17 protein-coding genes are annotated in these 20,366 nt (G+C 47.1%); 1 reads left to right on the top strand and 16 read right to left on the bottom strand.

Annotated features, from left to right (window positions below):
- Window positions 1-47: 47 nt before the first annotated feature.
- The 13 genes from rpoS to rlmD form a co-directional block, all read right to left on the bottom strand.
- Entirely contained in the window at window positions 48-1,040 is a 993-nt protein-coding gene (rpoS, locus tag PQQ36_RS18695; protein ID WP_011079521.1) for an RNA polymerase sigma factor RpoS, read from the bottom strand.
- An 80-nt stretch (window positions 1,041-1,120) separates the two neighbouring features.
- Window positions 1,121-2,017: a peptidoglycan DD-metalloendopeptidase family protein gene (locus PQQ36_RS18690; RefSeq protein ID WP_011079520.1), complete on the bottom strand. Its 897-nt coding sequence runs from the start codon at window positions 2,015-2,017 to the stop codon at window positions 1,121-1,123.
- Between the two features lie 43 nt (window positions 2,018-2,060).
- Window positions 2,061-2,687: a protein-L-isoaspartate(D-aspartate) O-methyltransferase gene (locus PQQ36_RS18685; RefSeq protein WP_011079519.1), complete on the bottom strand. Its 627-nt coding sequence runs from the start codon at window positions 2,685-2,687 to the stop codon at window positions 2,061-2,063.
- 2 nt (window positions 2,688-2,689) lie between these two features.
- Window positions 2,690-3,457, bottom strand: a complete 768-nt coding sequence (gene surE, locus PQQ36_RS18680; RefSeq protein WP_011079518.1) for a 5'/3'-nucleotidase SurE — start codon at window positions 3,455-3,457, stop codon at window positions 2,690-2,692.
- A 5-nt stretch (window positions 3,458-3,462) separates the two neighbouring features.
- Entirely contained in the window at window positions 3,463-4,506 is a 1,044-nt protein-coding gene (gene truD, locus PQQ36_RS18675) for a tRNA pseudouridine(13) synthase TruD (protein WP_011079517.1), read from the bottom strand.
- A 35-nt stretch (window positions 4,507-4,541) separates the two neighbouring features.
- Window positions 4,542-5,018, bottom strand: coding sequence for a 2-C-methyl-D-erythritol 2,4-cyclodiphosphate synthase (gene ispF / locus PQQ36_RS18670; protein ID WP_011151152.1), 477 nt, complete (start codon window positions 5,016-5,018; stop codon window positions 4,542-4,544).
- Complete coding sequence (ispD, locus tag PQQ36_RS18665; protein WP_225470998.1) at window positions 5,015-5,728, bottom strand: 2-C-methyl-D-erythritol 4-phosphate cytidylyltransferase; 714 nt, start codon at window positions 5,726-5,728, stop codon at window positions 5,015-5,017. The genes ispF and ispD overlap by 4 nt, the downstream gene beginning before the upstream one ends.
- Window positions 5,728-6,009, bottom strand: coding sequence for a cell division protein FtsB (ftsB, locus tag PQQ36_RS18660; protein ID WP_011079514.1), 282 nt, complete (start codon window positions 6,007-6,009; stop codon window positions 5,728-5,730). Before ftsB ends, ispD begins: the two co-directional genes overlap by 1 nt.
- A gap of 244 nt (window positions 6,010-6,253) precedes the next feature.
- On the bottom strand, window positions 6,254-7,555 hold the full coding sequence (eno, locus tag PQQ36_RS18655) for a phosphopyruvate hydratase (protein ID WP_013571121.1): 1,302 nt from the start codon (window positions 7,553-7,555) through the stop codon (window positions 6,254-6,256).
- Between the two features lie 77 nt (window positions 7,556-7,632).
- Window positions 7,633-9,270, bottom strand: a complete 1,638-nt coding sequence (locus tag PQQ36_RS18650) for a CTP synthase (RefSeq protein WP_011079512.1) — start codon at window positions 9,268-9,270, stop codon at window positions 7,633-7,635.
- A 191-nt stretch (window positions 9,271-9,461) separates the two neighbouring features.
- The gene (gene mazG / locus PQQ36_RS18645) at window positions 9,462-10,271 is read right to left on the bottom strand and encodes a nucleoside triphosphate pyrophosphohydrolase (RefSeq protein ID WP_047108853.1); all 810 of its coding nucleotides are present in this window, start codon (window positions 10,269-10,271) and stop codon (window positions 9,462-9,464) included.
- 232 nt (window positions 10,272-10,503) lie between these two features.
- Window positions 10,504-12,729, bottom strand: a complete 2,226-nt coding sequence (gene relA / locus PQQ36_RS18640; protein ID WP_011079510.1) for a GTP diphosphokinase — start codon at window positions 12,727-12,729, stop codon at window positions 10,504-10,506.
- Between the two features lie 95 nt (window positions 12,730-12,824).
- Window positions 12,825-14,141 carry a 23S rRNA (uracil(1939)-C(5))-methyltransferase RlmD gene (gene rlmD / locus PQQ36_RS18635; RefSeq protein ID WP_084767845.1) on the bottom strand — a complete coding sequence of 439 codons (1,317 nt, stop codon included), beginning with the start codon at window positions 14,139-14,141 and terminating at the stop codon, window positions 12,825-12,827.
- 172 nt (window positions 14,142-14,313) lie between these two features.
- On the opposite strand from rlmD, the gene barA reads away from it, so the two are divergent.
- Complete coding sequence (gene barA / locus PQQ36_RS18630) at window positions 14,314-17,100, top strand: two-component sensor histidine kinase BarA (protein ID WP_017789852.1); 2,787 nt, start codon at window positions 14,314-14,316, stop codon at window positions 17,098-17,100.
- Between the two features lie 102 nt (window positions 17,101-17,202).
- On the opposite strand, the gene PQQ36_RS18625 is transcribed toward barA, so the two are convergent.
- The 3 genes from PQQ36_RS18625 to PQQ36_RS18615 are packed head-to-tail and all read right to left on the bottom strand — an operon-like array spanning window position 17,203 to window position 20,155.
- On the bottom strand, window positions 17,203-18,474 hold the full coding sequence (locus PQQ36_RS18625; RefSeq protein ID WP_011151160.1) for a GGDEF domain-containing protein: 1,272 nt from the start codon (window positions 18,472-18,474) through the stop codon (window positions 17,203-17,205).
- Window positions 18,455-18,868 (bottom strand): hypothetical protein, encoded by a 414-nt coding sequence (locus tag PQQ36_RS18620; protein WP_011079506.1) that lies wholly within the window; start codon window positions 18,866-18,868, stop codon window positions 18,455-18,457. Before PQQ36_RS18620 ends, PQQ36_RS18625 begins: the two co-directional genes overlap by 20 nt.
- A gap of 6 nt (window positions 18,869-18,874) precedes the next feature.
- Window positions 18,875-20,155 carry a hypothetical protein gene (locus tag PQQ36_RS18615; protein WP_045622070.1) on the bottom strand — a complete coding sequence of 427 codons (1,281 nt, stop codon included), beginning with the start codon at window positions 20,153-20,155 and terminating at the stop codon, window positions 18,875-18,877.
- Between the last annotated feature and the right edge of the window lie 211 nt (window positions 20,156-20,366).

The raw sequence follows: 20,366 nt of genomic DNA, 5'->3' as shown, positions 1-20,366 counted from the left end.
CAAAAGGCTATGATTCCATAGCCTTTTTTCTATTGGAGAATGCAGATTCAATCCATATCGATATCAAACAAATTTTCCATATTCAGACCTTGTTTGATCAGAACTTCACGGAGGCGACGTAACCCTTCAACCTGAATCTGGCGCACTCGCTCACGAGTTAAACCAATCTCTTGCCCAACTTCTTCCAGTGTTGAAGGCTCATAGCCCAACAAACCAAAGCGACGTGCCAACACTTCTTTTTGTTTCGGATTGAGCTCTTCCAACCAATGAATCAAGGAAACACGCATGTCTTCATCTTGCGTTGAAACCTCTGGGTCTGAGTTGTTTGCATCAGGAATAATATCCAATAACGCCTTCTCTCCATCTCCACCAATCGGCGTATCGACAGAGCTAATGCGCTCGTTCAAACGCAGCATTTTGCTCACATCGTCAACCGGAATATCCAGTTGCGCAGCGATCTCTTCAGCGGTTGGCTCATGATCGAGTTTTTGAGAAAGCTCACGCGCCGTACGTAGATAAATGTTCAGCTCTTTAACAACATGGATAGGTAAACGGATGGTTCGAGTCTGATTCATTAAAGCACGTTCGATGGTTTGGCGAATCCACCATGTTGCGTAAGTCGAGAAGCGGAAACCACGCTCTGGATCGAATTTCTCTACCGCACGGATCAAACCAAGGTTACCCTCTTCAATCAAATCAAGCAGTGCCAGACCGCGATTACTGTAACGGCGGGAAATCTTAACCACTAGACGTAAGTTACTTTCAATCATACGTTTACGCGCGGCTTCATCGCCTCGTAATGCACGTCGAGCATAAAGCACTTCTTCTTCTGCGGTTAATAGTGGAGAAAAGCCAATTTCTCCTAGATAGAGCTGCGTCGCGTCTAAGCTCTTGTTGCTGGCATCAAACTCCTCGCGAAGTTTGACTTTTTCTTCGGTAAGATCTTCTTTTTCATTAATCTCGATATCGTCGTTAAAATCATCATCCATCTGATTAACATCGAAATCTTTAACTTTGGTGACTGTGTTGCTGATACTCATAACGCCTCCCCATGGCGAGTTAGCAAGACATTACAACTTTAAATGTCGCTAGTTGTGTCGCAAGTTGTTTCAAAGTTGATTTACGGTAAATAGCGCTTTGGATTCACTGATTTACCTTGGTAACGAATTTCAAAATGCAGCATCACTGTTTTGGCTCCAGAACTGCCCATTGTGGCGATTTGTTGCCCAGCTTTAACACTTTGCCCTTCCGATACCAACAACCGATCGTTATGCGCATACGCACTGAGGTAATTATCGTTATGTTTAACAATGATTAAATTGCCATAACCTCTTAGCGCGTTACCCGAATAAACCACGGTACCTCCTGCCGTTGAAACGATAGGCTGACCTCGCTGTCCTGCGATATCAATGCCTTTATTTCCTTGTTCTCCTGCAGAGAAGTTTTTGATTACTCTCCCTTTTGTTGGCCACTGCCACTTGGCTATTTTTTGGTTATTTGCCGGTGGTGGTGAAGTGACAGGTTTAACATTTTCTTTACCTTTTGAACCAACATACTCCTTTGGTTTGGATTGATCAATACCCTTAACTGGATCTTTTTTAACCACTTGAGGCGCAGGTTTTGCGGGTTTCTGAGTAGAGTTATTATTCGATTTTTTTGGCGTTGTCGGTGTTGGTTTGGGAGCCACCACCGCGACAGTTGACGCAGCAACCACAGTGGTAACAGGGGCTTCTACCGTTTGGCCATATTTGGGTGCGACATAAGCAGGTGCCCATAACTTGAGTTTCTGGCCCGGATAAATCGTGTAAGGCTCTGTCAAATTATTGAAACGGATTAACTCATTTACATCTTTATCTGTGACGTAGGATATAAAATACAGCGTATCGCCCTTTTCAACTTCGTAGTAGCTGCCACGATAGCTACCACGATCAACCGCGTTATAGTCTTTACTCAATCCCGTTACCGGCGCAGGAATATGCGCAGCACAGCCTACCAGTAAAGCTGTACTGAGAATCATTGACCCACGTAAATAAAGACGCTTACTCACACCTAATCTCAAATTATGCCAAGTCTCCGGCGATCAGCGGCACAAAGTTCACCGCTTCAATCACTTGGGAAACAAACTGATCTTTTTGACGCTCAATCAAGATCAACTGCTGCTCATCCGTACCAACAGGGAGTACCATGCGGCCACCATCATTCAATTGTTGAAGTAACACTGGTGGAACACTTTCCGCTGCGGCGGTCACAATGATCGCGTCAAAAGGTCCTTTATTTTCCCAACCAAGCCAGCCGTCGCCATGCTTCGTCGAGACATTGTAAATATCCAACTGTTTTAAGCGACGTTTTGCATCCCACTGTAAAGATTTGATTCGCTCAACAGAATATACATGCTCAACCAGAAGCGCTAATACTGCGGTTTGATAACCCGATCCAGTGCCAATTTCCAATACTTTACTGTCTCTTTTGAGACGCAAAAGTTCCGTCATTTTGGCCACAATATAGGGCTGAGAGATCGTCTGACCTTGACCAATAGGCAATGCGTTGTTGTCATAAGCCTGATGCATCATAGCTTGTGACAAAAAACACTCTCTCGGTACACGAGCGATGGCAGATAGCACTTCGCTATCACGGATGCCATTGACCGCTAAGAAATGAACCAATCTTTCTGCTTGAGGATTGCTCATGATTACTTTTCCTTTAGCCAAGTATCCATCGCTCGGAGCGATTCATGGGCAGTTAAATCAACTTGCAGTGGTGTAATGGACACATAGCCTTGTTCAATCGCATGAAAATCGGTTCCCTCCCCCGCATCTTGCTCTTTACCCGGAGGGCCTAACCAATAGATTTCATGACCACGGGGATCAAGCTGCTTGATCATATTCTCTGCATGATGGCGCGCGCCTAAACGAGTCACTCGTATCTCTTCTAGCTGTTCGAGCGGCAGATCCGGAATATTGATATTCAATAAACGATTGGTCGGAATAGGTTTCGCTAAATGTTGCTCAACGATCCGCTTGGCAATGGTTGCTGCGGTTTTAAAGTGGGTTTTGCCAACCAAAGAAAAAGCGATCGACTGCACGCCAAGAAAATGCCCTTCCATCGCTGCGGCGACCGTGCCCGAATAAAGCACGTCATCCCCCAGATTGGCGCCATGATTGATGCCACTTAACACTAAGTCTGGGAGATCATTTTTCAGTAGTTCGTTTAAAGCAAAATGGACACAATCTGTCGGCGTGCCTTGCACTGAATACACATTTTCTTCAACACAGGTCACTCGCAGCGGCTGTTCCAGTGTTAACGAGTTCGACGCTCCTGAGCGATTGCGATCCGGAGCAACGATGATCACTTCTGCCAATGTTCTTAGCTCACTGGCTAACGTGCGAATACCTTCTGCGAAAACGCCATCGTCATTACTCAGCAAAATGCGCAGCGGTTTAGCTTGCTTATCTTCCATGATAATTAGAATTCTCTTTCAAACGCGATTTCTTGTACTAGCTCGCGGATAATAGACGTAGCAAAAGAGCCAGCATCGAGCGAGAAAGTCAGGATGATGTTATTGCCATCCACTTGCCAACTGAGATTGGCTGGCTTCAATGCGATCGCTCGGCGATCGTGTCTCATGCGATTGCCGCGAATCAGCGCCATAAGATCGGGTTCAGCATCTAAGAACACTTGCTCTAGCGCCAACGCGTCATCTTGAGTCGGCAAGGCATTATCGCCAGCCAAGGCACCACTGATCACCAAGTCGCCAGCATCATATTGAGACTGGAGATCCGCATGATTTTCTGCACTCACCAATAGCTGTTCATCCCCCTTAAACAGGATGTCGCCAAGCAAAACCTTATCAAACAGTGATTGCTCAAGTCGCGCCGAGACAATTAAGTTGAAGATCCACGAACGCGCAGCAGACAAGTAGAGGCTACGTTGATTTTGATTGCGGCTACGAACATTGTCTCTACCCCAACGTTTTGCTTCTTGCAGGTTATTGCCATTGTTACCAAAACGCTGATTACCGAAGTAATTTGGAACACCGAGTTTTGCAACCGTCTCTAGACGTTTGAGCACATCGTCCACATCCGAGACTTCGGATAGCGTCACAACAAAATCGTTCCCAACAAGGTCTCCAGGACGTAATTTCTTGTTATGACGAGCGGTCGTGAGAATTTCAATCGATGGGTACTGTGCGAGGAAAGCGGAAAAATCCGGTGTTTCCGCTTTAGGCAAATGGACACTAAGCCATTGTTCCGTCACCGCGTGGCGATCTTTCAAGCCAGCCCAACTGACGTCTTTTGATTTCACGCCACATGCTTTCGCCAATTCATTGGCAACAAAGGAGGTGTTCTCACCAGTTTTTCGAATGCGCACCATCAAGTGCTCACCAGAACCAGTGAACTCAAAACCTAAGTCTTCTCTTACCTGAAAATGTTCTGGTTTTGCTTTGATTTTTGCTTGTGCGGTTGGTTTACCCGCTAAATAGGCCAGAGAAGCCAAAGTGTCTGTCATAGAACTATCCACTGCCAGTTTTGCTAATGCTAATATTATTGCTTAATCAGTAATACAACAGCTTCCGTTGCAATACCTTCTTTGCGTCCTGTAAAACCCAAACGCTCGGTTGTTGTCGCTTTGACATTAATGTTACGAATATCGGTTTCCAAGTCGTGAGCAATGGCTTCACGCATGGCATCGATATAAGGGGCCATTTTGGGTGCTTGTGCAATGATGGTCACATCCGCATTCCCCAGTTTGTAACCTTGTTCTTTGACTCGGCGATAAACGTCTTTCAACAATTCTCGACTGTCTGCCCCTTTCCATTTGTCATCCGTATCTGGGAAATGGCGACCAATATCACCCGCAGCAATCGCCCCCAGCAGAGCATCGCTTAACGCATGTAAAGCAACATCACCATCGGAGTGAGCAATAAGTCCTTGTTCATAAGGAACCGCAACACCACCGATGATAACCGGGCCTTCGCCACCAAATTTGTGTACATCGAAACCGTGACCAATTCTAATCATTTTCTATCCTTTTCTCGGCTCAAATAAAATTCCGCTAAAGCAAAATCTTCAGGTTGAGTGACTTTGATATTACTCGAACACCCTTGAACTAAAGCTGGCAGCTCTCCTCGCCACTCTAGCGCAGAGGCTTCATCGGTAATCGCCACACCTTGCGCCAACGCATCGCTTAGCGCGTCTGTCAGTACTTCGGCTTTGAACATTTGCGGCGTTAAGGCATGCCAAAGTGCATTGCGATCCACTGTATGGTCGATCATTTGTTGTGCGTTGGCGCGCTTCATGGTGTCACGTACGGGCGTCGCCAAAATCCCCCCCGTTTCATGCGAGAAGCAGCGTTCAATCAAGGCATCAATATCTTGATGAGCAACACAAGGTCTTGCTGCATCATGTACGAGAACCCAATCTGTTTTTTGTGGCTGCTGCGAAAGGAAACGTAACGCCGATAACACCGAATCTGCTCGCTCTTTCCCACCAGCAACACGAACGATATCGGGATGCTGCGCAATGGCGAGCTCTGAGTAATAGGGGTCGTCTTCACTCACGGCAACGACGACTTGTGTAATGGCCGGGTGAGAGAGCAACCTTTCGATGGTATGTTCTAAAATGGTTTTGCCGTGAATCTGCAAATACTGCTTTGGTCGGTCTGCCTTCATTCGACTGCCGACACCTGCGGCTGGTACCACTGCGACCAATGACGTCATACTACGCGCCATTATTGATTCTCCTCACCGACAATGCGATAGAACGTCTCCCCTTCTTTCAGCATACCCAGCTCGTGACGAGCACGCTCTTCAATGGCATCAAGACCTTGCTTCAAGTCATCTATCTCTGCGTACATTTCGCTGTTTCTTGCCTGCAACTTGGTGTTCACCAATTGCTGCGCTTCAATATCACTTTCAATCGTGTAGTAATCGGAAACCCCATTTTTACCAAACCACAGGGTGTACTGCAGCCAACCAAACAGTAAGGTTAAAACGAGAATAAACAGTCGCATGGCAATTTACTTATGACTTATTAGAAGGAAAGATTGATGAAGCCCTGTTTATAGCACAATTAGCTCATTGGCTCTAGAGAGGGTTAGACAGAAGCAAGTGAAGAGAATGACAGAGTCTGATGCACGGTCACTTTTTTATTTATCGAAGATAGAGGGGACTCGCGGAAATATTGGCGATAAAAAACACCCCGCAAAAGCGGGGTGTTTTTAAAGCTTCAATCTAAGCGATTAATTCAATTAAGAATTAAGCTTGACCTTTAACTTCTTTAAGACCGTTGAAAGGAGCGCGCTCACCTAGAGCTTCCTCGATACGGATTAGTTGGTTGTACTTAGCAACACGGTCAGAACGGCTCATAGAACCAGTCTTGATTTGACCTGCTGCAGTACCTACCGCTAGATCAGCGATAGTTGCATCTTCAGTTTCGCCAGAACGGTGAGAGATTACTGCTGTGTAACCTGCGTCTTTAGCCATCTTGATTGCAGCTAGAGTCTCAGTTAGAGAACCGATTTGGTTGAACTTGATAAGGATAGAGTTAGCAATGCCTTTCTCGATACCTTCAGCTAGGATCTTAGTGTTTGTAACGAATAGATCGTCACCAACTAGTTGGATCTTGTCGCCTAGAAGTTGAGTTTGGTGTGCGAAACCAGCCCAATCAGACTCGTCTAGACCATCTTCGATAGATACGATTGGGAATTGCTCAACTAGACCAGCTAGGTAGTGGTTGAACTCTTCAGAAGTGAACGTTTTGCCTTCACCTTTCATGTTGTAGATGCCAGCTTCTTTGTCGAAGAACTCAGATGCTGCACAGTCCATAGCAAGAGTAACGTCTTTACCTAGTACGTAACCCGCTGCTGCAACTGCTTCTGCGATAACTTCTAGCGCTTCAGCGTTAGACTTAAGGTTAGGAGCGAAACCACCTTCGTCACCAACAGCAGTGTTGTAGCCTTTAGACTTAAGAACTTTAGCTAGGTTGTGGAATACTTCCGCACCCATGCGAACTGCTTCTTTCAGAGTTTTTGCGCCAACTGGTTGGATCATGAACTCTTGGATGTCAACGTTGTTGTCAGCGTGCTCACCACCGTTGATGATGTTCATCATTGGTAGAGGCATAGAGAACTGACCAGCAGTACCGTTTAGCTCAGCGATGTGCTCGTATAGAGGCATGCCTTTAGAAGCAGCCGCTGCTTTAGCGTTAGCTAGAGAAACAGCTAGGATTGCGTTCGCACCAAACTTAGATTTGTTTTCAGTGCCGTCTAGCTCGATCATGATAGCGTCGATTGCTGCTTGATCTTTCGCATCTTTACCAACTAGAGCGTCAGCGATTGCACCGTTTACCGCTTCAATCGCTTTAAGAACACCTTTACCTAGGAAACGTGCTTTGTCACCGTCACGTAGCTCAAGCGCTTCGCGAGAACCAGTAGATGCGCCAGATGGAGCTGCTGCCATACCTACGAAACCGCCTTCTAGGTGTACTTCAGCTTCAACAGTTGGGTTACCACGTGAGTCGATGATTTCACGACCTAGAACTTTAACGATCTTAGACATTAATGTTTCCTCTCGTTCAAATATAAATGTCAAATTTAAAGGGCGGCAGCACAACCTTTGCAACCGCCCGTATCCTTTTACTTCAGTTCGCCGCGCGCGTTTTCACCCGCTGCTTTAATAAAGCCAGAGAACAGTGGGTGACCGTCACGTGGCGTAGAAGTGAACTCTGGGTGGAACTGAGCTGCCACAAACCATGGGTGGTTCGGGTTTTCGATCATCTCAACCAGTTTCTTGTCCGCAGACAGACCGGATACTTTTAGGCCTGCTTTTTCAATTTGTGGACGAAGATTGTTGTTCACTTCGTAACGGTGGCGGTGACGTTCATGGATCGTATCGCTACCGTATAGCTCACGAGCTTTAGTGCCTTTCGCTAGGTGACATAGTTGCGAACCTAGACGCATCGTACCACCAAGATTTGACGATTCAGTACGTTCTTCAACGTTACCTTCACTGTCCACCCATTCCGTGATCAAACCTACCACAGGGTACTTGGTGTCTTTGTTAAATTCTGTTGAATGTGCACCTTCCATACCCGCAACGTTGCGCGCGTATTCAATCAGTGCCACTTGCATACCTAAGCAAATACCTAGGTAAGGAACCTTGTTCTCACGAGCGTATTTCGCCGCAAGAATCTTGCCTTCGATACCACGGTCGCCAAAGCCACCAGGTACAAGGATTGCGTCAAGTCCTTGCAGAACTTCAACGCCTTTGGTTTCTACGTCCTGAGAGTCTACATATTTAATGTTAACGCTCAAGCGATTTTTCAAACCTGCATGTTTAAGCGCTTCGTTTACTGATTTATACGCATCAGGTAGTTCGATGTATTTACCCACCATACCGATCGTAACTTCACCAGTTGGGTTCGCTTCTTCGTAAATCACCTGTTCCCATTCAGACAGATCCGCTTCTGGCGCATTAATGCCGAAACGTGCACAAACGAGATCATCAAGACCTTGAGATTTGATCAGTTGAGGGATCTTGTAGATAGAATCTACGTCCTTCATGGAGATTACCGCTTTCTCAGGAACGTTACAGAATAGCGCAATCTTCTTACGCTCGTTCGCTGGGATCATGCGATCTGAGCGGCAAACTAGTATATCTGGTTGGATACCGATTGATAGCAGCTCTTTAACAGAGTGCTGAGTCGGTTTTGTTTTCACTTCGCCTGCAGCTGCAAGGTAAGGAACAAGTGTTAGGTGCATGAACATAGCGCGTTCACGGCCGATTTCAACGGCTAGCTGACGAATCGCTTCCATAAATGGTAGAGATTCGATATCACCAACAGTACCACCCACTTCAACGATCGCAACGTCATGGCCTTGAGAACCATTGATCACGCGGTCTTTGATATCGTTTGTGATATGAGGGATAACTTGGATAGTTGCACCTAGGTAGTCACCGCGACGCTCTTTCGCGAGAACGTCTGAGTAAACACGACCTGCAGTGAAGTTGTTGCGCTTAGTCATCTTAGTGCGGATGAAACGCTCGTAGTGACCAAGGTCTAGGTCTGTTTCGGCGCCATCTTCTGTAACGAACACTTCACCATGTTGAGTTGGGCTCATTGTGCCTGGATCAACGTTGATGTAAGGGTCAAGCTTCATCATAGTCACTTTAAGACCACGAGCTTCTAAAATCGCTGCAAGAGATGCTGCTGCAATACCTTTACCTAGAGAGGATACAACCCCGCCAGTAACAAAAATGTAATTTGTCGTCATGTTTAACCTGAAATTGGTTGAATGAGGGAAACGGATTTCTTCTGGACGGGACGAAAATATACCAGAAGACCCTAACCGCCACAACGTGAAATCTATCACACGCCAATTTTTTATTTTTTGCTTCAAATCAAAGTGGATAAACACCAATCGAGTTGAATAAAAAATAGTTGAGTCAAATGTGTCTCAAATTTCTACTCGGCAGCTTGACTGCGTTCCGCGCGCTTCACTTGATCCCAAATGGCATCCAACTCTGCTAAATCGCACTCTTCAAGCTTCTTACCTTTTGCGTGTACACCTTGCTCTACTTGTTTGAATCGATTAGAAAACTTGAGATTAGCCTTGCTCAATGCCGCTTCTGGATTGACCTGCAAATGACGCGCTAAGTTGACGGTGGCAAACAGCAGGTCCCCCAGCTCAAGCTCCACTTTTTCATCATCGACATCGACTTGAAGCGCCTCTTCCACCACTTCCTCAATTTCTTCTTTGACTTTGTCGACCACAGGCCCGAGTGAATCCCAATCAAAACCATAATGAGCGCATTTTTTCTGGATCTTTGTAGCACGCATTAACGCAGGTAGAGAGTTTGGTATTGAGTCTAGAATACTTTGCTCATTTTTGCCTATTTGTGCTTTCTCTTTGGCCTTTTCTGCTTCCCAATTGGCTTTTATTTCTGCTTCTGTCTCAAATTCGACTTGGCCGAACACATGGGGATGACGGCGTGTCAGTTTTTCGTTCACGGTTTCTACCACGGCGGAAAAATCAAACAACCCCTGCTCTTTTGCTAATTGGCTGTAGAAAATCACCTGGAACAACAGATCGCCCAACTCTTCCTGCAAATTAGGCCAATCGCGATTATGAATCGCATCCACCACTTCGTACGTTTCTTCGATAGTGTGAGGAACAATGGTGTCGAAGCTTTGCTTTAAATCCCAAGGGCAACCACTTTGCGGGTCGCGTAGCTTCGCCATAATTTGTTCTAATTGTTCAATTGGATGACTCATTTCTTGTCCCTTAACTCTTTCTATCTAAAGAAAAAGGTGAGTAGTCAAAACCACTCACCTTAAATTACTTCGCTTACAACACTGCGTGGATTTTTATCAATACTCGCCTTTCACTAAGTAATTGTTGTTTTGACAAGGCAACAAGCTTTCGAGGCTCCTGAGCATGGTTCACCATGTGATTGAGCGAGAAAGCGAAGTTAACGCAGTAAAAACAGCAAGTACGACGTGAAAGTTAGCCGAGGCGTTTTACCAACATCACATCCTTGATCTGCTCAACACGCTTCATGATGCGAGTCAGCACTTCAATGTTGGTCACTTCGAGTTCGAAATCCATCACATTGAGATGGGTGCGGTAATCAAGTCGACTCTTCATGCTGATGACTTTGATTTTCTCATTCGCCAGCATGGTGGTGATGTCTTTTAGCAAACCACTTCGCTCCATCGCCTCGACGCGCACGGTTAACATGTACGAGCCGACAACATCACTTCCCCAAACGGTATCTATGATACGTTCTGGGGCGTGGTGGCGCAGTTCTTCAAGCTGTTCACAATCGGCTCGGTGTACTGAAATGCCTCGACCTTGCGTGATGTAACCACAGATCTCATCACCCGGTATTGGTTGACAGCAGCGGGCTAAGTGAGACATCAGGTTATCTACCCCTTGCACAACCACGGCATCTTTGCGTGGACGAGTTGGGCTACCTGCGGCTTTATTGCCCGCTTCTTGCAGTCTTTCGAGTGCTTGACGATCTTCTTCTTCAGCCGTTGGTTTGTTCACTAACGCATTAATATGGTTCAAGATTTGGTTAATACGCAAATCACCACTGCCGACACCAACGTACAATTCATCGGCTGACTTCACATTAAAACGTTTGACGGCGTACTGCTCTGCGTCTTTTAGCGTTGCACCGATTTTCGCCAGTTCGTTTTCAAGGATCTCACGGCCAGCTTCGAGGTTTTTCTCACGGCTTTGTTTGCGGAACCAAGCGTTGATTTTCGCCCGAGCACGACCTGAGGTCACAAACCCCAATGACGGGTTTAACCAATCGCGGGAAGGGTTCGGCTCTTTCTGGGTAATAATTTCCACTTGATCGCCCATGTTGAGTTTGTGGGTGAATGGGACGATGCGTCCTGCCACCTTGGCACCGATACAGCGATGCCCCACCTCTGAGTGAATATGGTAGGCAAAATCAAGTGGTGTCGCACCCATTGGCAAATCAACAACATCACCACGCGGGGTAAAGGCGTAAACGCGGTCATCAAACACTTGGCTGCGCAGCTCGTCGAGCATTTCGCCCGAGTCTGACATTTCTTCTTGCCAATCCAGCAGTTTGCGTAGCCAGGTGATTTTCTCATCGTAACCACTGCGGCCGCTGCTGCTGCCTTCTTTGTATTTCCAGTGCGCAGCAACCCCGAGTTCCGAATCTTCATGCATCTGCTTGGTGCGGATTTGAATCTCGATGGTTTTGCCTTCTGGGCCGAGCACCACGGTATGAATCGACTGGTAACCATTCGGTTTTGGGTTGGCGACATAGTCGTCGAACTCACTTGGCAGATGTTTATATTTGGTGTGCACCACGCCTAATGCGGCATAACAATCTTGCAGTTTATCGGCAATGATCCGCACCGCACGCACGTCAAACAGCTCATCAAACGCTAAGCTCTTCTTCTGCATTTTGCGCCAAATACTATAGATATGTTTGGGACGGCCACTGACTTCGGCGTTAATGCCACACTCTTTCATTTCTTCAGAAAGGTCATCGACAAAGTCTTTGATGTATTGTTCGCGCACAATACGACGTTCAGATAACTGCTTAGCAATTTGCTTGTAGGTATCTGGCTGTTGATAGCGGAAAGCGTAATCTTCAATTTCCCACTTTAACTGACCAATGCCTAAACGGTTGGCCAGCGGCGCATAGATATTGGCACACTCTTTGGCTGCGGCACGGCGCACTTCATCTGGCGCTTTTTTCACTTCAATCAGATTGCAGATACGCTCAGCCAATTTGATGACCACGCAGCGGAAGTCATCCACCATCGCCAGCAGCATGCGACGCACATTGTCGACTTGCGCCGAAGCAGCACTGCCTTCAAGAGTGATGTTTAGCTGGCCAATCGCCGCCATTTCATCCACACCATCAATCAGCTTGATGATCTCTTTACTGTAGTGCTCCTCTAATGGCTCGCGTGCAAAAGCGCCACTTGAGACTAATGGGAACAGTTGCGCGGCAACCAAGGTGGCCTTATCCATGGATAAGGTGACGAGAATTTCAATCATTTCTCGTCCCCGCCACAACAGAAGTTCGGCGTGTTCATGACCTTGCAGAATGGTCTGACAGTGGCGATAGACTTCAATCAGGCGCTTGGAGACGCCCGCGTCTTGTTTCAGGCTTGCCACCCAGCTTTCCAGCTCAAACTGTTCGTTTTGATTCAAATGTGCGCTTCTTACCGCAACCATCTTATTATCCTAATATTGCTTTTTCAGTTTCGACTAACAACATCCCAGTTAGTTCGTTTTGTCCCAATCAAACGATGGCTTTCTCACCATGTGGTTTATTTTTCAAACAGCGCCATCGATTCGAGGTGACTGGTATAAGGGAACATGTCCAACATACCTAATTTGGTTAAGCGATAACCTTGCTCCAACAGGCTTTGGCTATCCCTTGCAAGGGTAGCAGGATTACACGAAACATAAACCACTCTTTTCGCACCGAGTGCGGAAACCTGCTCGATGATACCGCTTGCGCCAGCCCTTGCAGGATCGAGTAAAATCTTATCAAACTTCTCGCTTGCCCAAGGCTGCCCAACAAAATCCTGCTCCAGATTAGCGTGGAAAAATTGCGCGTTATTGATTTGGTTCAAAGAGGCGTTGAGTGCTGCTTTTTGCACCATATCATCCACCCCTTCCACCCCAGTCACCGACTTAGCTTTACTGGCGATCGGCAAGCTAAAATTTCCTAGACCACAGAAGAGATCTAACACACGGTCGCTGCTTTGCGGGTCTAACCACTCAAGCGCTTGAACCACCATCTGTTGGTTTACCTTTTGGTTCACCTGAATAAAGTTGTTTGGCTCAAATGGCACTTTAAAGCCAATTTCTTGGTAGTACGGCGCTTCGCCAGAAATACGCTCGAGCTGATCGCTTGCGGGCATAAGGTACAGCGTGGCTTGATGTTGTTCTGCACATTGACGTAGCTTAGCCACGTCTTCATCCAACAATGGGCCTGTATGTCGAAGCGTAATGACCGCGCCATTGTCTGCCGCCACCAGTTCAACGTGGCCTAAGTGTTCAGGATGGTGGAAATGGCTCAAGATCGCTTTCAGTTCTGGCAACAGACACTCAAGCTCAGCCACTAATACCGGGCACTGAGTAACGTTTTCGATTTGCTTGCTCTGTTTACGGCGGAATCCAAATTGCAACTGGCGCGATTTTTTGTCCCACATCAGGCTGACGCGTGCACGACGACGATACGCCCTCTCAAGCCCCGTTACTGGTGGTGATAAAAGGATCTCACTGCCGGAAAATTTCTTCATCAGTTGCAGCAGAGTGCGCTGCTTATAAGCCAGTTGAGCTTGGTAATCCATGTGCTGCATGTCGCAACCACCACACTGATTAAAATGAGAACAGAATGGTTCAACACGTTCCGCCGCTGGTTTGAGCAATTTGATCAGTTTACCGCGCGCAAACTTACTTTTACTCTCCGTCAGCTGCGTCACCACCTCTTCCCCCGGTAAAGTGCCATCAATAAAAAGCGGCTTTTTGTTGAGATAGGCAATCCCCGCCCCTTGATGGTCGAGTTTTTCCACCAACACCTGCTGATGTTTGCTTTCGGGTTGAAGTTTCTTTTTCGGTTGGAAAAAACGTGCCATGCTCAATTACCTGAATGATTTACTCAAATTTGTTTTACCGCTTCACTATTCTGCTGCGCAATCGTTGTGCCTGTGAGCGGTTGTGATTATGCTTAGCGACTATCCGGCTGGGTCACTGACATATTAGTGGCGCCTATTTTCCCATATCCAGACCTTGATGTAATTAGATAACATGACCAGATATGGCTTACGAGCACGTGTAATTACGCTCACCCTAGCGCCAACCTTGATCATCGGGTTGTTGCTCAGTAGTTTTTTCTCTTTCAATCGCTATCAAGATCTGGAACGTCAGGTGATCACCACGGGCAATAGCATTATTGAACCGATCGCCATCGCCAGCGAGCCTCATCTGCTTTCTGAAAGTCGGGAGGCCGTGAGACGCTTAGTCAGCTATGCTCACCGCAAAAATTCCAATTTGGTGCGCAGTATTGCCGTCTTTGATAGCAAACACGAACTGTTCGTTACCTCTAACTTTCACCCTAATTTTGAGTCGTTAACCTACCCGAAAGACCAACCGATCCCTCTTTTGGGCAACGCGGAAATCCGCAGCGACACCATGATTTTGCGTGTTCCTGTCCTCTCGGAAGGACACTATTTGAGTGATTTGGCCGAGCCAGGCGAAGCCACCCGAGCCATTGGTTACATTGCCGTTGAGTTAGACCTCTCTTCACTGCGCCTACAACAGTACCAAGAAGTCTTCTCCGCTTTCCTAGTGTTGATCCTTGGTTTGGGCTTAGCGAGTGTGTTTGCTTCGCGCCTAATGCAGGATGTTACCCAGCCGATTACGCACATGAAAAACGTGGTCGACCGCATTCGCCGTGGTCAATTGGATGTGCGAATTGAAGGCAAAATGCACGGGGAGTTGGATTCGTTGAAAAACGGTATCAACGCGATGGCGATTTCGTTGTCGGAATACCACGTTGAGATGCAGCACAGCATTGACCAAGCCACCTCCGACTTACGAGAAACACTCGAGCAGCTTGAGATTCAAAACGTTGAACTGGATATCGCCAAAAAACGCGCCCAAGAAGCGGCACGAGTCAAATCCGAGTTCCTCGCCAATATGTCGCATGAGCTGCGTACACCACTCAATGGCGTGATTGGTTTTACTCGTCAGATGCTCAAAACGCAGCTTACCAACAGCCAAACCGACTATCTGCAGACCATTGAAAAGTCGGCCAACAACCTGCTCAATATCATCAACGATATTTTGGACTTCTCGAAACTGGAAGCAGGCAAGCTAGCACTGGAAAACATTCCATTCGATTTCCGTGAAAGCCTAGAAGAGGTTATCAGCCTTCAAGCCACTAGCGCGCACGAAAAAGGGTTAGAGATCACGTTGAAGATTGATCCGCGTATCCCAGAAGGCGTGGTGGGCGATCCATTGCGTATTCAGCAGGTACTGACCAACCTAGTGGGTAACTCAATCAAGTTTACCGAACGTGGCAACATCGATGTCAGTGTGGAGATGCGTGCTCAATCGGGTGACAGCCTTGATCTACAGTTCATGGTGAAAGATACGGGTATCGGTATTTCTGAGCGACAGCAAGCGCAGCTTTTCCAAGCCTTTAGTCAGGCCGACGCCAGTATTTCTCGTCGCTACGGTGGTACCGGCCTTGGGTTGGTTATCACCCAGAAACTGGTCAGTCAAATGGGCGGTGAGATCAGCCTTACCAGCCGACTTCACCAAGGTTCAACCTTCTGGTTCACCTTGCGTCTGCACTCCACGCAAATGCCAATGAGCGATTCGATAGAAGCCGAATATCTGCAAGGCAAAGAACTGCTGTTGGTTGAGCCAAACATGCAAGCGGCGGCGGTCACCCAGCAAGTCTTAACGCAAGAAGGCATCAATGTCACCTACCGCTCGCTCTTACCAGACAATGCCAAAGGCTACGATTTTGTCCTGCTGAGTTTGGCGGTAAACCAAGTGTACGAATTGGAAACCATTGAAAACTGGTTGAGCCGAGCGCTGCACATCTCTGCCAACACCATTCTGGCCATCCCTAGCACCGAGTTAGCTCTGGCGGATCAATTGACCGAACGTTTTGGCATTCAATGTTTAACCAAGCCGCTAGGTCGAAGAAAACTGCTGCAAAGCCTCGCGGCAAAACAAACCTTACAACCTTTGCTTCCTGCGCCTGAAAACGCACAAGCAGAGCGCTCTTCCCTATCGGTACTGGCCGTAGATGACAACCCAGCCAACCTAAAACTGATCACCGCGCTCCTTGCAGAACGCGTGGTTTCGGTCACCTCTTGCAGTTCAGGCCAAGACGCGGTCGATATTGCCACCAGCCGCCAATTCGATCTGATCTTTATGGATATCCAAATGCCGAAGATGGATGGGGTGACGGCTTGTAAGTTGATCAAACAAACCGAACTCAATGCCAACACGCCAGTGATCGCGGTAACGGCACACGCCATGAGCGGTGAGCGTGACCGCCTACTCAAGGCAGGCATGGATGATTACCTCACCAAACCCATCGAAGAGCATATTTTGCAGCAAGTGCTGATCCACTGGAATCCCAACACCTGCGATAGCCAAGTTGAAAAGATCTCTCCAAGCTATATTGCGGCCGAAGAGAGCAGTGTGGATCAGAATATCGCACGCAGCAGCGACATCATCATTGATTGGCAAGCAGCACTGAAGCAATCTGCTAACAAGGAAGATTTGGCAAAAGATATGCTGAGAATGTTGGTGGAATTCATTCCTGAGGTGGAGAGTGCCGTCGAGCTCGCGTTAGAACAGGAAGACTACCCGCGTGACGAACTGATTCATGTCATCCATAAGCTGCATGGCAGCAGCTCTTACTGTGGTGTACCACGCTTAAAGGCGCTCTGTGCCACCATTGAGCAATCCCTGCGCAGCGATGCCGATCTGATGGATGTCGAGCCTGAACTGTTTGAACTGCAAGATGAGATGCTCAAGGTATCCACCACCGCGCAGTTGTATCTCGCCTAATGCCATTAAAAGAAAACCGCCGTCACGGCGGTTTTCTTTCTCAACAATTTTCTTTCTCAACAAACAGTCTATTCACGGCCCTACGACAACCCATTGAACGGATCAGTTACCTACCGACTGGCTAACCGGTCGGCGAAAAAAACGCGCAGTGTTTTTCCCATCCTGTTTGGCAAGGTACATTGCATTATCAGCTTGAAGCAGCAACTTCTCCATATCGGCTTTTGCGGCCGTTGCCGTCGCAATGCCGATACTGCAACCGACATGTACTTGCAGTTGTTTCACTTCAATCGGCGTATTGCTCGACTCAATTAACTGCTCAGCAAACGCCAACAAAAAGGCTTCCATTTTTTCTGGCCCATCACGATGTGGCAAGTAAATGACAAACTCATCCCCACCAATCCGCCCCACGACACTTTGATTAAAATGCTCTTGGGTTAGATGAAGGTAACGATTCGCGATGGTGGATAACACGGCATCACCCACTGCATGCCCATGGCTGTCATTGACGGCTTTAAAGCCATCTAAATCAATGAGTAACAGTGATAAATAAGCCTCACTGTGTTTCATGTGTGAAAAGTGTTTTTCACAGCCCAAACGGTTTTTGAGACCAGTTAAGGTGTCTTGCTCCGCCATACCACGGTAGTAGATTTCCCAACGTTCAATCTGAGAGCGTAACTCTTTCTCTCGGATCAGCGCCTGATGCGAATTTTCAATAAAGGTGTTGATGCTATTGGCTACCAAACCAATTTCGTTATTGCGATTGATATCATCCACTTCAACGGTTTTCACCTGCCCTGGAGTGGCACGAGACACCGCAATCGAGAGCGCCCTCAATGGCTTACCGATGATGCGTTTTACCACCAACGCAATGACCACAAACGTCATCAAAAACTGCAGCAAAACAAACAAAATCTGGTAAAGCACTTTGTCGAGGGTTTTACGTTGAATCACTAAATGATTGTCGTGCACATATAGAATCCCCAACGGTTTGGCATCCACTGGTGAGAGTAAAGGGTATTGATTCGCGTGCAGCCACATGTCTTTTTCAAACTGCCCCGGTTTGATTTTGTCAAACGTCACGCCCTCTAAACTTTCAAGACGCACAGCATTGATTTCATCATGCAGCAGTAAAGAGTCAATCACCTCTTCAGCAATCTCATGGTTATTGACATACAACGCGATGGCCGCCGAGTTAGAGAGAGACAGCACCAATTTTTGTTCTAACTCCGTATGCGCTTGCTGCGCATTTTTAAAGCCAAACGGAATCATCAGCGCCAGCAAAAGCACTAGATAGACAATCGCGCATATCGAAACAAATCTCAGCAGGCGATTCGCTAATGAATGTCTCGGCAAGTTATTCATAAATTGTGGCAACCACCTTTAACTCCTCAGGAGGTGAAGTTTGCATATAACCAATGGCATTTGGGTTGGCAAGCAAGTGCTCAACCAGTTCAATGTCGGTTTCAATCACATCAGGCGCTCGCATCCGTCCTGAAAATTTAAGCTTAGCCCAATACGCGTTAATCTGACTGGTGCGCATATTGGCCACTTTGCCAAAAAAACGCGCTCGAACCTCATCACTGCGGTCAAAAACTTGCGTAATGTCCACGCGGCCAAAAGAGCGTTTTCTGCCTAAATACACATCCGCCACTTCGCTTTCGTTCATTTGATGAATGGCGCTTTCATGGCTAACGACCACAAAAATTTCGCCGTAAACGGGCATCATCACCAAGCTGGCTAGGAGGGAAATTAGATATCTCATCTTCATCTCCCCCTAAAAAATAAAGTTCACACTAAGGGTGTAAAGCTGAACGTCTCGCCCTTGAGTTGATGAACGACCGTCAGCCGCCCAAAGGCCATACCCCACATCGTGAATCTGGATGTAGTCAAATTGCCCTTTGATCGCGACTTGCGGGTGAATATCCCAGCGTATGCCTAAGGAGTAAGTATTCTGATCGATGTAAGTGGAATTGATGCCGCTAATGATGAGTTGCTGAAATTGCCCTAACTGTGGGGAGATGAGCCCCCAATCGCTTTGTGCTTTAACGATGTCTCTTGCTGGCTCAAAAAACGATACGGTTGCATAAGGTGTAAAACGATGAATGCTTCGACCTAACATCAGATAGCCACCACTACCTTGCGGGATGGCTTGCTTCATACCTGCCACATAAAAAAGCTCGGACTGCATCTGCCACTCGCCATCAAAGTAACCAAGCCCGACCTGCCAGTACTTTACCGATTCTCCATTAAGGTTGGATTGGGCGTAAATCTCAGCCGCTTCTAAACTGGCCGCCCCCAATCCTGCTTGCGCTAACTGGGCAATCCCCAGTTGTGCTTGTTGGCTGTTTGGACCAAGTGAGACCGTTAAATCCGCCACATCAACAAAAGAAAAGCGCCCACTCCACTCGTGGTAATCAAACGTCAGTGCGATGGCCAACGTATGATCTGAACTGGCCTCTGAATGATCTTTTGTTCGCTCATCTTCGATCACCTGAGAAATGGCGCCATATTGCAAGCTGGCAGACCAGTTCACCTCGTTAATCGAAGAGCGGTACGTAACATCAAGACCATCAATTGAGTCATAAAAAATACTGCCGTAAAGCTCTTGAGGTGGGCGAACCCAGAGGTGGGCGTAGTCAATCCGTCGGCTGTCTGCTGCGGTATAGGCATTCAGGCCAACACGGCCGATGCGCAAATCCCAGTTGGCATCGGGTAAGTAGCGAATAAACGCCAGCTCGGTGACGTTATTAAAATCTTGCTCAACGCGATCTTCTAGCACCCACTGTGAAGTGAGCGACCATTGATAATTCAGCGCCCAATCAACCTGTACACCAAAATTTGAATCGGGAAGAAATGAGCCGTTGCGTTCAACATCAGGCGGCTGAGAAATGTTACGCAAATAGCCGATATCGGGCTCATTTTCGTAGCTATAACCCACAGAGCCGAAACCTGAAAACGCCACTTCATTCGCTGAAGCGGTACATGAGCTGCTGAGTAAAAGACCCAGCAGGGTGAGAAAAGAGAGCCTAAAAGGCCAAAAAGCAACACTCAACATGGCACCGCCTTTCTTAATGAAATCATCGCTATACTGCTTTTAAACCGACCCATTCAAGTTAAAAATTAGCGAATAAAAAAGGATAAACTGGCCAACCTTGTATTTATGATTGTTATATTTAAAAACCCTACACCCCTAGAGTATATGCAATTTAATCAACAATCGACACGATCATTTGGAACAAAGATCACTGACTAAAAGAGTATTTTTG

The sequence above is a fragment of the Vibrio sp. CCUG 15886 genome (assembly GCF_028570825.1).
GTDB lineage: Bacteria > Pseudomonadota > Gammaproteobacteria > Enterobacterales > Vibrionaceae > Vibrio > Vibrio vulnificus_B.
This window is presented reverse-complemented; position numbering and strand designations above follow the sequence as displayed.